This is a genomic window from Rhizobium sp. 01N424 (assembly GCF_056399485.1).
On the sequence record NZ_JBFTRK010000008.1, the window covers coordinates 46,904 to 59,119 of the forward strand.

Sequence of the window (12,216 nt, forward strand, 5' to 3'; positions counted from 1 at the left end):
AAGACGATCCGCATTCGAGCGGATCAGGAGACTTGAACAGTATGGACGCCATCGTAAAGAATTTTCCGCAGAACAGCCGCGATTCCAACCGCCCGAGCCAGAAAGAAGCCGAAGACGCCGTCCGCACGCTGCTGCGTTGGGCCGGTGACGATCCGGCGCGTGAAGGCCTGCTCGACACCCCCTCGCGCGTGGCCAAGGCCTATCGCGAACTCTTTGCCGGCTATGATATGGATGCCGAGGACGTGCTCGGCCGCACCTTTGAAGAGGTTGCCGGCTACGATGACATGGTCCTCGTCAAGGACATTCCATTCTTCTCGCATTGCGAACACCACATGGTGCCGATCATCGGCAAGGCGCATGTCGCCTATATGCCTGACGGCAAGGTCCTAGGCCTGTCGAAGATCGCCCGTGTCGTCGAAATCTTCGGCCGGCGCCTGCAGACGCAGGAAACCATGACGGCGCAGATCGCCAAGTCGATCGATGAGACGTTGCGTCCGCGCGGCGTCGCGGTCATGATCGAAGCCGAACATATGTGCATGGCCATGCGCGGTGTGCAGAAGCAGGGTTCGACCACATTGACGACAACCTTTACTGGGACCTTCAAGTCCGAACCTGCCGACCAGGCGCGATTCATGTCCATGGTACGGGGCCGCTGATACCGGCTTCACAAAGAGAGCCGATCGATGACGCCATTCGCCTTCAACGCGCCTTCAGACGACAAATCCGAGCTCGAGGACGCGGGGGATTTCACCCCGCGCTTCGATGATCGCGGATTGATTACTGCGATCGTGACCGACGTTCAGGACGGAGAGCTCCTGATGGTCGCACATATGAACGCGCAGGCGCTGGCGCTCACCATCCAGACAGGCAAGGCGCACTACTTCAGCCGTTCGCGCGGCAAATTGTGGATGAAGGGTGAAACGTCGGGCAATATCCAAACGGTCAGGGAGATCCGTACCGATTGCGATCAGGATGTCATCTGGCTGAAAGTAGAGGTCGCCGGTCACGATGCGACATGCCATACTGGCCGCCGTTCATGCTTTTACCGGACCGTATCGTTGCAGGATGGAAAGCCGATGCTCGACATCGTCGATGACGAGCGCCATTTCGATCCCGCTGACGTCTATAAGAAATAGCGCAAAACGGCGGCATTTGCCTCTTATAGGGACAGATCAGCCCTCTATATACGATTTGGAAAGGGAAGAGGAACACACTTCGAAAACACAGAGTGTTCTGCCGGGAGGAGGCAAGCCATGCTGAACTGGAGTTTGCACCGTCAGGGCTCTGAAGCTGGCCAATCCGATTCCGGTTCGTCTTCCACATTGCCCGATATGACAGTTCCTACGATCTCCCCACCACCACCACAGAAGAAAGCCAAGATCGCTCTCGCGCTCGGCGGCGGCGCCGCGCGTGGCTGGGCCCATATCGGCGTGTTGCGAGCGTTGGATGAAGCCGGCATCGAGATCGGCATGATCGCCGGCACCTCGATCGGCGCCCTTGTCGGCGGTTGCTATCTTGCCGGAAAGCTCGACGAACTCGAAGAATTCGCCCGTTCGCTCACCATGCGCCGTATCGCCAGCCTGCTTGATCTGACGATCGGCGGCAGCGGCCTGTTCGGCGGCATGCGGCTGACGAAGCGCATGGCCGAGCATCTGGAAGGCCTGAATATCGAGGATCTCGACCGTCCGTTCGTCGCCGTCGCGGCGGAGGTCAATACCGGTCACGAGGTCTGGATCTCCAATGGTTCGCTGATCACGGCGCTGCGCGCTTCCTACGCCCTGCCCGGCATCTTCGAGCCGATCCGCAGCAACAACCGGACACTGGTCGATGGTGCCCTCGTCAATCCAGTGCCGGTCTCCGTCTGCCGCAGCTACGAACAGCCGCTCGTCTGCGCGGTCAATCTCAACTACGACCTCTTCGGCCGCTCCGCCGTCGTCAAGCACAATGCCGGGCTGACGGTGCAGGAAATGCAGAAGCGCGAGGAAACACCATATACGCGCCTCGGCATGACCGGCGTCATGGTGCAGGCCTTCAACATCATTCAGGATAGAATTTCACGCGCCCGCCTGGCGGGCGACCCGCCGGATATTTCGCTGCACCCGCGGCTGAGCGATATCGGGCTTTCGGAGTTCCATCGCGCCGGCGAGGCAATCGAGCGCGGTTACCAGGAAGCCTCGTTGAGGCTTCCCGAACTGAAGCGAATGCAGGAAGCTTTTGCCGGCCACGCGTAATGGCCGGCCCCGCGCCTACCCTGCGATATAGGCCTTGATCTCCTCGGCCTCGCGCTCGACAGCTGCAATACGCGTTTTCACCACGTCACCGATCGAAATGATGCCGCTGAGCTTGCCGTTGCTCTCCACAGGCACATGCCGGAAGCGCTTGCTGGTCATCAGCTCCATCAGTTCGTTGACGGTCGAATCCTCGTGGCAGCGGAACACTTTCGAGGTCATCATCGAGGCGACCGGCTGATCGAGACAGTCCTTGCCGGATTTGGCGATCGCATGAACGACGTCGCGTTCGGTAAATATCCCGGAAATCTTGCCCTGCACGCCGACGATGACGATCGCGCCGATCTTTTTCTGGCTGAGCACCTTGGCGGCTTCGGCAACGGTGGTGTTCGGACCAGCCGTCACGACGTCGCGGCCCTTCAGGTCGAGTATGGCTTTTACTGTGTTGGACATCAGCAACCTCCTATGTCGTAAGTGGATACACTTTACTGGATCACAGGCATCCGCGACGGTCTCTCCTCCCAACGCGGATCAGTTGGAATGGTGCACTTCAACGATCAGGATTGCAATACGGACGGCTCGTCCTGACCTTCGTCCGAAGGCGGTAGTGCACGGTCGAACAACGGAAACAGGAAGAAGCCGAAGACGAAGCCGCCGATATGGGCGTCCCAGGCGATCGCCTGGCTACCGTCGCCGATCAGCGGCACGCCGACGGCGATCAGCGCGTTGCCGAACAGCCAGAACAATGTGAAGGCGATCACCGTGCGGCTGCGGAACGTCTGCGCGATCGAAAGCCGCGGATTGAGATGCGCCGGCCGACCCGGACGCGCATCGGCAGGAAAGGCAAACCGGCAGGCTGCGCCCATCAGGCCAGAAATCACGCCGGACGCGCCGATCAGCAGCGTCGGATCGCCCCAGTTCAATGCGGCATGCAACGCTGCCGAAGCGATCGACGAGAGGAACCAGAAGGTCAGATAGCGGCCGATACCGATCCGCCGGATCACCGGCGCGCCGAAGGCCATCAGCCACAGGCCGTTGAACAGGATATGCTCGATGCTTCCGTGCAGCAGCGAATAGGTTACCGGGCTCCACAGCCACTGCAGCCCCTGTTCCGACAGCGGAATCACGTAGCGCGCGGGGATGAAGCCGAAGGTGAGGAGCAGCCACTCGACCGCCTGATCCGGCAGGACCAGCGTCTGCACGGCGTAAATAGCGGCAAGAAGGGCGAGTGTTGCAACGAGAATGCCTGGCAGATTGAAGACCGGTTCGCGCTTGGCCTGCACCCGTTCCTCACCGTTCGTCTGCCGCTCCGGCGATTGCTCGTCCATCTGTACCCTCATATTTCGAGGCCACAGCCTTACAGGAGCGTCGGGCAAAAAAAAAGCCGTCCGGCAGAACCGGACGGCGGCCGAGCGTCCCCCGGGATAACCCCGTGCCCGATAAGTCTTTCGTGCTGAACTTCGTTTCCGAAGCGATGACAAGACATCTCCCACGGACAGGCGGGACGGGCAATCGAAACTCTTCTTTAACCTTAACAGGCCCGACTTGGCATGAAACCAGCAGGATAACACCTAAGCAGGCCATGACGGCCTGATTCTGGACTGTAATGAAACAGATTGGGTGCACCGTGCGTCATCACACCATCATCGATGTTTACGACTACTGGAACCGTTTGCGCGGCACCCGGGACGCGCCGCTGAAATCCGAACTGGAACCGTCCACTTTGGGTCACATGCTGCCCAGCCTCTTCATACTGGAGATCAGCGCCGAAGGCCCGGTCACCTTCAGGCTGGCCGGCGCCAAGATTTCCGATCTTTTCGGTCAGGATCTGCGCGACGAAAGCTTCTCGGCATTGTTCGGCGAAGGATATGGCAACACCATCGAAGCCACGCTGGCCGGCGCCATGCGCCATGCGATGCCGGCACTGCTCAACGTAACGGGTTACAGCACCGCCGGCCACCGCGCAGCCTTCGAGATCGCGCTGATGCCGCTGCGATCCGACGACGGCCACTGCGAACGCCTGTTCGGCGTCATCGCCGCCACCACTGTCGCCAGCTGGCTAGAAGTCGTGCCGCTCGATTTCCTGGTGCTCGACCGCTGCCGCGCGCTGCGGAATTTCCAGGGCGACGCCAGTGCCGAAGCAGGCTGGCAGGTGAGCACCAAACCCGCAAGATCGCATGGTCTGGGCGCGATTCTGGGGCGCGTCGTTTCCTCGTTCCGCAGTGGTTCACCTGCCCGCTGAAGCGTCTCGAAACGATACAGATCGGATGCTTGCCAGAAGCTGCAATGTGAGGTCGTCAGACAACCTTCTGTTAAGGTGTTGCGGGTAAAGATCGCACTATATCATTTTATAAAGAAGCGCTTTCATGCACTCGTTCCAGCAAGCTCAGACGCAGAGAGCGCCGCGCCCTGAACAGGGTGTTTTTCAGCGCGTGCCGATCAATATGCAGGGCCGGCTGATGCTTGCGAACTACGAAGAGTTCGAATGCATGGTCATCGACATGTCGCCAGGCGACATGTACGTTACCTGCCCCGGCCGCCCGCGCGCCAACGAACGTGTCGTCGCCTATATCGACCATCTCGGCCGTGTCGAAGGCCATGTGCAGACCGTCGATGCCCGCGGCTTCACCATGTCGATCAACGCAACGGAACGGAAGCGCGAGAAGCTTGCGGCACAGCTGACCTGGCTCGCCAACAAGCATGAGCTAGGCCTGCCGGAAGACCGCCGCCACGACCGTCTGACACCGCGCGAAACCAAGAGCGAACTGACGCTCGAAGACGGCACGCGCTATGTCTGCCGTATCATGGACCTTTCGCTGTCGGGCGCTGCCGTCGACGTCGAGGCCCGGCCACCGCTCGGCACAGCGATCCGCCTCGGCAACATGCGCGGCCGCGTGGTGCGCCATTTCTCGGAAGGCGTGGCGCTCGAGTTCCTGTCGCTGCAATCTCGCGATACGCTACGCGAATTCCTCTAGGCGTCATCCTTCTGTCATCGCCATCGACGATCAAGGCCGCCTCGCAAGAAGGCGGCTTTCTTGATGTCTCAGCTTTTTCCTGAAATCGAACCGTACGATCACGGCATGCTGGATACCGGCGACGGTAACCAGCTCTACTTTGAATGCTGCGGAGATCCGGATGGACTGCCCGTTGTCTTTTTGCATGGCGGCCCGGGCTCGGGGTGCTCGGCTGCGTCCAGACGCTATTTCGATCCATCGGCATACCGGATCATCCTTTTCGATCAGCGTAATTGCGGCCGCAGCCTGCCGAATGCGGCCGATCCGGATTGCGATCTTGCCGCCAACACCACCTGGCATTTGATCGCCGATATCGAACGCCTCCGCGAATATCTCGGTGTCGGGCGCTGGGTCCTATTTGGCAACTCCTGGGGTACCACGCTCGCGCTTGCTTACGGACAGCGTCACCCGCAACACGTCGCAGGCATGATTCTCGCCGGCGTCACCACGACACGCCGCTCCGAGATCGACTGGCTGTGTAGCGGCATGGCCCGCTTCTTCCCCGCTGACTATGCACATTTCATCGAGGCCATTCCACACAGCCTCCGTGATCGCGGACCACTCGCGGCCTATTTCGCGATGCTGAACGGCCCGGATCTCGATCTGCGCCAGGCCGCCGCCGTGGCCTGGCACCGGTGGGAGGCCGCGTCTGTCCTGCTTGCCGATCCGAACGGCATGCCGCGTCGGTGGGCCGATCCGCGCTATCTGCTGATGCGTGCGCGGATCGTGACGCACTACTTCCATCACGGCGCCTGGCTGAAGGACCGGCAGCTGCTCGCCGATGCCTGCAAGCTTCAGGGCATACCCGCAACGCTGATCCAGGGCCGGTTTGACCTTGAGGCGCCGTTGACCACCGCATGGGAACTGGCCCAATCCTGGCCCGAAGCCGAGCTCGTCATCGTCGAAAATGCCGCTCATTCCCTCGACAACAGCGCCATCGCCGCTGCTATCGTCGATGCGGCGGCAAAATTTCTGCATTTTCTCGAAAAATAATTTTCGCCGGAATCGGACGAAAACCTGCCAATTCGGCGCTTTTTGCGCCCTTATGTCAACGATCTTGCATCTGGTCCGGCAAGGTCAGCCGGCAAGGCAGCGTTAACAACGCGATAACAAGCCACAATCCGGAACACCCCGCCGTTAACTTTTACCCCGGAATAGCGCCATTCCGGCACAGAACCCGTATCGGGAATAGCTGCAATTTTAATCGAATTTGCCGCAAATTTTCTGCGGTTTTTATGCGTATTCGATTCAAATATCGTTCAAGTTTTCTCCGCTTTTGAATCAACTAAGCACTTAATTTGACTACGTAATTTTGCGCCGGATAAAAACGTCGATGTCATTGTCACCTCAACAAACGGGGAGACGGCAGAGACAATGTTCAACGCAATCAAGAGCGGCATTTTCGCCAGTATCATGATGATCACGATGACGGGCACAGGACAGGCGGCGCCCGGCAGCATGACGCTTGCAGGCAACGCTAGCCCACCGATCGGCGCCTATCAGTTCTGCAAGGAAAATCCGGCCGATTGCAGCAATCCCGCCGGGGACGCCGGCCCGCTGCTTCTCACCGAAGCACGCTGGAAGGATATCCTGAAGATCAACTATCAGGTCAACTCGTCGATCCAGCCGATGACCGACATGGAGATCTACGGTGTGGAAGAGCGCTGGGCCTACCCGCGTACCGTCGGCGACTGTGAGGACTATGCGCTCTTGAAGCGCAAGCTGCTGATCGATGCCGGCGTCTCGCCGTCCGACCTCCTGATGACCGTGGTGCTGCAGCCGAATGGCGAAGGCCACGCCGTCCTAACCGTCCGCACCGACCACGGCGACTTCATTCTCGATAACATGCGCAACAAGGTCATGCTCTGGGCCGATACCGAATACACCTACCTCAAGCGCCAGTCTTCGGATGATCCGAATCGCTGGATGAAGCTTCAGGATGGCCGTGCGGTTGCCGTCGGCAGCGTGAAGTAAGAGACCTGCCGGGATTTTCCGGCACCATAGCCAGGCACCGGTCAGTCCCCCGCATCCCCGTCCCCGACCGGCGCCCCAGAGCCGCTCCCGCTGTCCCGGGAGCGGCTCGCCCTTTATCGGGCCTTCCGCATCTCCTTGGTTAATGCGATATTAACCACCCTCGCCTGATGATGGCGTCAGATTCATCCAGGCACCGGCGGCTCACGTTTTTCTTGCGGCGGTCAACGACTGAAGAGCCGCCATGAGCCATCTCGCCCCCAATGCCGCCGCAGTCGACGAAAGCCCGATCCTCTCCAGTGGCTTCCTGATCCGCGTGACCGCCGCCGTCGCCGTTCTTGCTGTCCTCACCATTGCGATCAGCCTCGGCGGCCGCTGGTTTGGCCGGCACATCACGCTGGCAGGCAATAGCGACAGCACCCAGGCCGTCAGCATCACGATCGGCCGCGACACGCTCAACCTTTCGGAAAATACGATTCGCTTCCCGAGCCAGCGCCGTGCCGGCGTCGCCGAGCGCGCCGACTTGTATCTGACCTGGCCGGAAATGCAGGGCTACACGAAGAACGACCGCGAACGCTTCGACGACGTCGCCCAGTCGGCCGGCCTCATCTTCCTGCAGATCACCCAAAGCACGATGTCGCGCGACATGTCCGGGCGAATCGAACCGATCTACGCCCATCTGATGGACGGTATTGCCAAGCCCTATGCCGATGGCCTGACGCTCCATCACCTGCGCGCCGACGCAGGTTACACCGGAGAAGTTCTGCTGACCGCAGAGCGCCCGAATACGGCCGACTATGCCGTTCGCTGCATCCTGCCCGAATCGCCCGAGCTCGCCACCAGCGGCGACTGCCAGCGCGACATCAAGGTCGGCAAGGATCTGAGCGTGCTTTACCGATTCTCCAGCCGTCATTTGAACGATTGGGACCATATTGATGCCGCTATTCGCTCTTTTGTGGAGGCGCGCCTCGCGACCCGTTCTGCGACAAGCCGCTAAAACGCGGCTGACTGGCGAAAGAAACGATTAATCATAAACGGATTGGTAACTCAGCCCCGGTAACGTCCGTAGTCAACGATCGCCGCGGAGGGGCGTGCGGTCCGGTTCAAAAACATCAGAAATGCAAGCGAAGAGTGAAATAGTGTCAAGGTCAGTCTCCTCCGTACATCCGTCGCGGTCCGGCAATTTCCTGGTGAAGATGCTTGCGGCACTTGCGATCGCCACGACGGCGTTTCTTGCCGAATCGGTTACCGCGGAAGCGGAAGCAGCCAATCCGAAATATGCCGGCATCGTCGTGGATGCGAAGACCGGTAACGTTCTCTACAGCGAGAACGCCGACCGTCTTCAGTATCCGGCATCGCTGACCAAGATGATGACCCTCTACATGACCTTCGAGGCGCTGGAGCAGGGCCGCATTTCGCTCGATACCCGCGTTCCCTTCTCCCCGCACGCTTCCGCACAGGCACCGACCAAGCTCGGCGTCCGCGCCGGCGGTTCGATCACAGTCGAACAGGGCATTCTCGGCCTCGTGACGCTGTCCGCCAACGATGCGGCAACCGCGCTTGGCGAGATGATCGGTGGTGGCAGCGAAGACCGCTTCGCACAGATGATGACGGCCAAAGCCCATGCGCTCGGCATGACCCGCACCACCTATCGCAACGCCAACGGCCTGCCGAACACTGCGCAAATGACGACGGCCCGTGACCAGGCCCGCCTCGGCATCGCGCTTCGCCAGCATTTCCCGCAATATTACGGCTATTTCGCCACGCAGAGCTTCAAGTTCGGTACCCGCACGATCCGCAGCCACAACCGCCTCGTCGGTTCCGTGCGCGGCGTCGACGGCATCAAGACCGGCTATACCCGCGCTGCAGGCTTCAATCTCGTCAGCTCCGTGCAGGACGACGGCCGCTCGATCGTCGGCGTGGTCATGGGTGGTGCCTCTACCCCTGCCCGCGACAACCAGATGCGCAAGCTGATCGCTACCTATCTGCCGAAGGCTTCGACACGCGGCGGTACCAAGCTGATCGCCGAACCGGCTCCGACGCGGGCACCTGCCCCGGCAGCTGAAGTTCCGGTCGCTGCTGCCTCCGAGATCGAATTGCCGCACACAGCTCCGGCTCCGGCTGCACGCTACGAAGTTGCCGCTGCGGCGACCGCTTACACCGACACACCTGCGGTAAAGACGGAAAACCCGCTGGTCGCCGCTCAGCAGCCAGCCGAAATGCCGTCGCCGACAAAGGTCAAGACCGTTGCGATCAAGGGTTCGGTTGCCGTCCCCACGCCGGCGCCTGCCTATATGCCGGAACAGCCTGACGACAATTCCGTCGATCAGCTGACCACGGCTTCCGTCCCTGCGGCAAAGGCTGCTGCGACGCCTGCACCTGTCACCGAAAAGGGTCCGTCCGGCTGGGTTGTCCAGATCGGCGTCTCGTCCAGCAAGGATGCAGCGATGGATCTGCTGCAGAACGCCAAGACCAAAGGCGGCAAGGCGCTGAGCTCGGCCAAACCTTTCGCTGTCGCCTATGCCAATGACGGCGAACAGATTTACCGTGCCCGCTTCGGTGGTTTCGACGACCAGCGCGACGCGGTCAATGCCTGCAAGGCGCTGAAGCGCGCAGGCGTCAAGTGCTGGGCCGCTGCCCAGTGAGACACTCGGTGCCGCCAGTCCTGTTTCTGACGGCACCGCAGACGGCCGAACCGGTGTTCGCGGTTCTGGTCGAAGTTCGTGACCTCGATTGTTAGTGCGTACGGGGAATATTATGGCGATCAATGGAAATGTACCGGGCTTTCCGCCCGAAGGACGCGCAACCGGCAAGCCGGCCCGCATCGGCCTGCACCCGCTTCATGAGGCTGCATTGCGCCTCGCCGAGATCGGGCGGCCGCGCGCGACCAAATCAGCCAAGACCAAGGATCTGATCAATCTTCTGCTGACCCATGGCGCCCGCGCCTGGCGCTACCAGCAGCCTGAGGCCCGCATCCACCTGCACGTCACCTGCCCGGAAGGCACGTCGCCGGTTACTCTGCGGCTTCGCTGATTATCTAGAGCAATCCGAGTTCCGAAAGCTCGCGGCGCAAGTCCGCGGGCATTTCAGCAATACCGGCGCCGAGGCTCATCAGGTCGCGCGGCGTGTCCTCTTCCGGATAATAACGCCAGCCCTGGAACGCCCGCTTCGGCTGAACAGATGTCTCGATGACCTCCGGTCCGAGAATGAGATGGCAGCGGCCGATGCCCTCGCCATCCGTGAAGGTCTCGATACCCAGCAGCTTCTGGCGCGCCTGCACCTGCCCCTTGATCACCCAATAGAGCGAGCCGCCGTCGAGAAGTTCATCGACGCGCTTCGGCACCATGCGGGTGGTGTGGATGGAGTGGGGCTCGATACCGGCGGCAATCGCCCGCAGAGAACGTTCAGCGACCCATTCGCGCAGATCCTCGATGGAGTCGGCGCCAACGCACAATTTGATGAGATGCAATGCCATGCTGGCTGTTGAAATCCTTTTGACCGGCAGCGTCAAGCGCTACCGGCCCGAAGTCCACAAACTCAGCATTCCACGACGTTGACGGCCAAACCTCCGGTGGAGGTTTCCTTGTATTTCTCGCTCATGTCGTATCCCGTCTGGCGCATCGTCTCGATACAGGCGTCCAGCGGAACGAAATGCTGACCGTCTCCCTTGACCGCCAGCGAGGCCGCCGTCACTGCCTTAACGGCACCCAAGGCGTTGCGCTCGATACAGGGAACCTGGACGAGGCCTGCAACCGGATCGCAGGTCATGCCAAGGTGATGCTCGAGCGCGATCTCGGCGGCATTTTCGATCTGGGCCGGTGTCGCGCCCATGACCGCGGCAAGCCCCGCAGCCGCCATCGCAGCCGCCGAACCCACCTCGCCCTGACAGCCGACTTCAGCGCCGGAGATCGAGGCATTGTGCTTGATGATGCCGCCAACGGCTGCTGCCGTCAGCAGGTAGTCGCGGATACCGTTCTGGTCCCAGTCGTCGTGGAAATGCTCGTAGTAGCGGATGGTCGCCGGAATGACGCCGGCAGCGCCGTTGGTCGGCGCCGTGACAACGCGGCCGCCCGCGGCATTCTCCTCGTTGACCGCCATGGCATAGACGCTCAGCCAATCGTTGGCGAGCAGCGGGTTGATGCGGTTGCTGCGCCATTCTTCCTGCAGCTTGTCGTGGATCTGCCGCGCCCGGCGGCGAACCTTGAGGCCACCAGGCATGATGCCATCGACCTTAAGCCCTCGCTCGATACAGGAGCGCATCGCATCCCAGATCCGGTCGAGACCGGCATCGAGCTCCTCACGGCTGCGTTGGCTCTCCTCATTAGCGCGCTTCATCTGCGCAATGGTGAGCCCGGAGCGATCGGCCATCTCCAGCATCTGGGCAGCAGTGGCGAAGGGATAGGGCACCTTGGTCGCACCGGGCGCTGCCTTCTTCTTGGCGCGCATCTGCTCGAGTTCGGTATCGGTGACCACGAAACCGCCTCCGACCGAGTAGTAGATGCGGCGCAGCAGTAGCCGGTCGTCCTTGTCGAAGGCGGAAAAGATCATGCCGTTCGCATGGCCGGGAAGCGTCTGCTTCTTGTCGAAGACCAGGTCGTTCTTCGGCAGGAAGAAATAGGCGGGATGGCCGGGCGGCGTGATGCGGCCGGAGCGCTCCACCTGGTCGATGATGCCGTCCATCTTGTCGGGATCGACGCTATCTGGCGCCTCGCCCATCAGGCCAAGGATCACCGCCCTGCCCGTTCCGTGACCGATCCCGGTATAGGCGAGCGAGCCATGCAGGCTGGCCTTGATCGACGCGACCTGCGCGCCTGATGTCGGGCGCGGCCACTCGTTCGACAGAATGAGGTCGAGGAAGCGGTTGGCAGCCGACATCGGCCCCATCGTATGCGAGCTCGAAGGCCCGACACCGATCTTGAAAACATCGAATACCGAAAGGAACATGCCTGCTTCCCAATAATGAACTGCACCGAGACTATCCCCGGGAGCAACTTGCCGCGCGC

General features: G+C 61.0%; 13 protein-coding genes and 1 pseudogene. 10 read left to right on the plus strand and 4 right to left on the minus strand.

Annotated elements, in window-relative coordinates; all coding sequences use genetic code 11:
- The first annotated feature begins 41 nt into the window (after positions 1-41).
- From folE to AC1DNK_RS19660, 3 genes are all read left to right on the plus strand, one after another.
- Positions 42-656 carry a GTP cyclohydrolase I FolE gene (gene folE, locus AC1DNK_RS19650; RefSeq protein ID WP_310299836.1) on the plus strand — a complete coding sequence of 205 codons (615 nt, stop codon included), beginning with the start codon at positions 42-44 and terminating at the stop codon, positions 654-656.
- 27 nt (positions 657-683) lie between these two features.
- On the plus strand, positions 684-1,136 hold the full coding sequence (gene hisI / locus AC1DNK_RS19655) for a phosphoribosyl-AMP cyclohydrolase (RefSeq protein ID WP_477942965.1): 453 nt from the start codon (positions 684-686) through the stop codon (positions 1,134-1,136).
- Between the two features lie 117 nt (positions 1,137-1,253).
- On the plus strand, positions 1,254-2,231 hold the full coding sequence (locus AC1DNK_RS19660) for a patatin-like phospholipase family protein (protein WP_477942967.1): 978 nt from the start codon (positions 1,254-1,256) through the stop codon (positions 2,229-2,231).
- A 15-nt stretch (positions 2,232-2,246) separates the two neighbouring features.
- Here the strand turns inward: AC1DNK_RS19660 and AC1DNK_RS19665 are convergent, their stop codons facing one another.
- Together AC1DNK_RS19665 and AC1DNK_RS19670 are read right to left on the minus strand one after the other, a co-directional pair.
- Positions 2,247-2,681: a CBS domain-containing protein gene (locus AC1DNK_RS19665; protein ID WP_112387337.1), complete on the minus strand. Its 435-nt coding sequence runs from the start codon at positions 2,679-2,681 to the stop codon at positions 2,247-2,249.
- A 104-nt stretch (positions 2,682-2,785) separates the two neighbouring features.
- Entirely contained in the window at positions 2,786-3,556 is a 771-nt protein-coding gene (locus AC1DNK_RS19670; protein WP_112518313.1) for a rhomboid family intramembrane serine protease, read from the minus strand.
- Positions 3,557-3,834: 278 nt separating this feature from the next.
- Between AC1DNK_RS19670 and AC1DNK_RS19675 the strand changes: the two genes are divergently transcribed.
- The 7 genes and pseudogenes from AC1DNK_RS19675 to AC1DNK_RS19705 all read left to right on the plus strand — a co-directional run bounded on the left by AC1DNK_RS19675 (position 3,835) and on the right by AC1DNK_RS19705 (position 10,246).
- Positions 3,835-4,470: a PAS domain-containing protein gene (locus tag AC1DNK_RS19675; protein ID WP_477942970.1), complete on the plus strand. Its 636-nt coding sequence runs from the start codon at positions 3,835-3,837 to the stop codon at positions 4,468-4,470.
- Between the two features lie 124 nt (positions 4,471-4,594).
- The gene (locus tag AC1DNK_RS19680; RefSeq protein ID WP_112387334.1) at positions 4,595-5,203 is read left to right on the plus strand and encodes a PilZ domain-containing protein; all 609 of its coding nucleotides are present in this window, start codon (positions 4,595-4,597) and stop codon (positions 5,201-5,203) included.
- A gap of 63 nt (positions 5,204-5,266) precedes the next feature.
- Positions 5,267-6,235, plus strand: coding sequence for a prolyl aminopeptidase (pip, locus tag AC1DNK_RS19685; RefSeq protein WP_477942972.1), 969 nt, complete (start codon positions 5,267-5,269; stop codon positions 6,233-6,235).
- Positions 6,236-6,616: 381 nt separating this feature from the next.
- Positions 6,617-7,216: a transglutaminase-like cysteine peptidase gene (locus tag AC1DNK_RS19690; RefSeq protein WP_112387332.1), complete on the plus strand. Its 600-nt coding sequence runs from the start codon at positions 6,617-6,619 to the stop codon at positions 7,214-7,216.
- A gap of 170 nt (positions 7,217-7,386) precedes the next feature.
- Positions 7,387-8,210, plus strand: a pseudogene (locus AC1DNK_RS19695) (hypothetical protein).
- Between the two features lie 121 nt (positions 8,211-8,331).
- Positions 8,332-9,858: an SPOR domain-containing protein gene (locus AC1DNK_RS19700; protein WP_112516296.1), complete on the plus strand. Its 1,527-nt coding sequence runs from the start codon at positions 8,332-8,334 to the stop codon at positions 9,856-9,858.
- Between the two features lie 112 nt (positions 9,859-9,970).
- Positions 9,971-10,246 carry a hypothetical protein gene (locus tag AC1DNK_RS19705; protein WP_112387329.1) on the plus strand — a complete coding sequence of 92 codons (276 nt, stop codon included), beginning with the start codon at positions 9,971-9,973 and terminating at the stop codon, positions 10,244-10,246.
- A gap of 4 nt (positions 10,247-10,250) precedes the next feature.
- On the opposite strand, the gene AC1DNK_RS19710 is transcribed toward AC1DNK_RS19705, so the two are convergent.
- Positions 10,251-10,688, minus strand: coding sequence for a DUF1489 family protein (locus tag AC1DNK_RS19710; protein ID WP_112516295.1), 438 nt, complete (start codon positions 10,686-10,688; stop codon positions 10,251-10,253).
- Between the two features lie 62 nt (positions 10,689-10,750).
- Positions 10,751-12,157 (minus strand): L-serine ammonia-lyase, encoded by a 1,407-nt coding sequence (locus AC1DNK_RS19715; RefSeq protein ID WP_112516294.1) that lies wholly within the window; start codon positions 12,155-12,157, stop codon positions 10,751-10,753.
- Positions 12,158-12,216 lie beyond the last annotated feature (59 nt).

What these genes read in the sequence shown, in the direction of transcription:
- folE (WP_310299836.1), top strand. Translation starts at nt 42, where the DNA reads ATGGACGCCATCGTAAAGAATTTTCCGCAGAACAGCCGCGATTCCAAC.
- hisI (WP_477942965.1), top strand. Translation starts at nt 684, where the DNA reads ATGACGCCATTCGCCTTCAACGCGCCTTCAGACGACAAATCCGAGCTC.
- AC1DNK_RS19660 (WP_477942967.1), top strand. Translation starts at nt 1,254, where the DNA reads ATGCTGAACTGGAGTTTGCACCGTCAGGGCTCTGAAGCTGGCCAATCC.
- AC1DNK_RS19665 (WP_112387337.1), bottom strand. Translation starts at nt 2,681, where the DNA reads ATGTCCAACACAGTAAAAGCCATACTCGACCTGAAGGGCCGCGACGTC.
- AC1DNK_RS19670 (WP_112518313.1), bottom strand. Translation starts at nt 3,556, where the DNA reads ATGGACGAGCAATCGCCGGAGCGGCAGACGAACGGTGAGGAACGGGTG.
- AC1DNK_RS19675 (WP_477942970.1), top strand. Translation starts at nt 3,835, where the DNA reads ATGAAACAGATTGGGTGCACCGTGCGTCATCACACCATCATCGATGTT.
- AC1DNK_RS19680 (WP_112387334.1), top strand. Translation starts at nt 4,595, where the DNA reads ATGCACTCGTTCCAGCAAGCTCAGACGCAGAGAGCGCCGCGCCCTGAA.
- pip (WP_477942972.1), top strand. Translation starts at nt 5,267, where the DNA reads ATGTCTCAGCTTTTTCCTGAAATCGAACCGTACGATCACGGCATGCTG.
- AC1DNK_RS19690 (WP_112387332.1), top strand. Translation starts at nt 6,617, where the DNA reads ATGTTCAACGCAATCAAGAGCGGCATTTTCGCCAGTATCATGATGATC.
- AC1DNK_RS19700 (WP_112516296.1), top strand. Translation starts at nt 8,332, where the DNA reads ATGCAAGCGAAGAGTGAAATAGTGTCAAGGTCAGTCTCCTCCGTACAT.
- AC1DNK_RS19705 (WP_112387329.1), top strand. Translation starts at nt 9,971, where the DNA reads ATGGCGATCAATGGAAATGTACCGGGCTTTCCGCCCGAAGGACGCGCA.
- AC1DNK_RS19710 (WP_112516295.1), bottom strand. Translation starts at nt 10,688, where the DNA reads ATGGCATTGCATCTCATCAAATTGTGCGTTGGCGCCGACTCCATCGAG.
- AC1DNK_RS19715 (WP_112516294.1), bottom strand. Translation starts at nt 12,157, where the DNA reads ATGTTCCTTTCGGTATTCGATGTTTTCAAGATCGGTGTCGGGCCTTCG.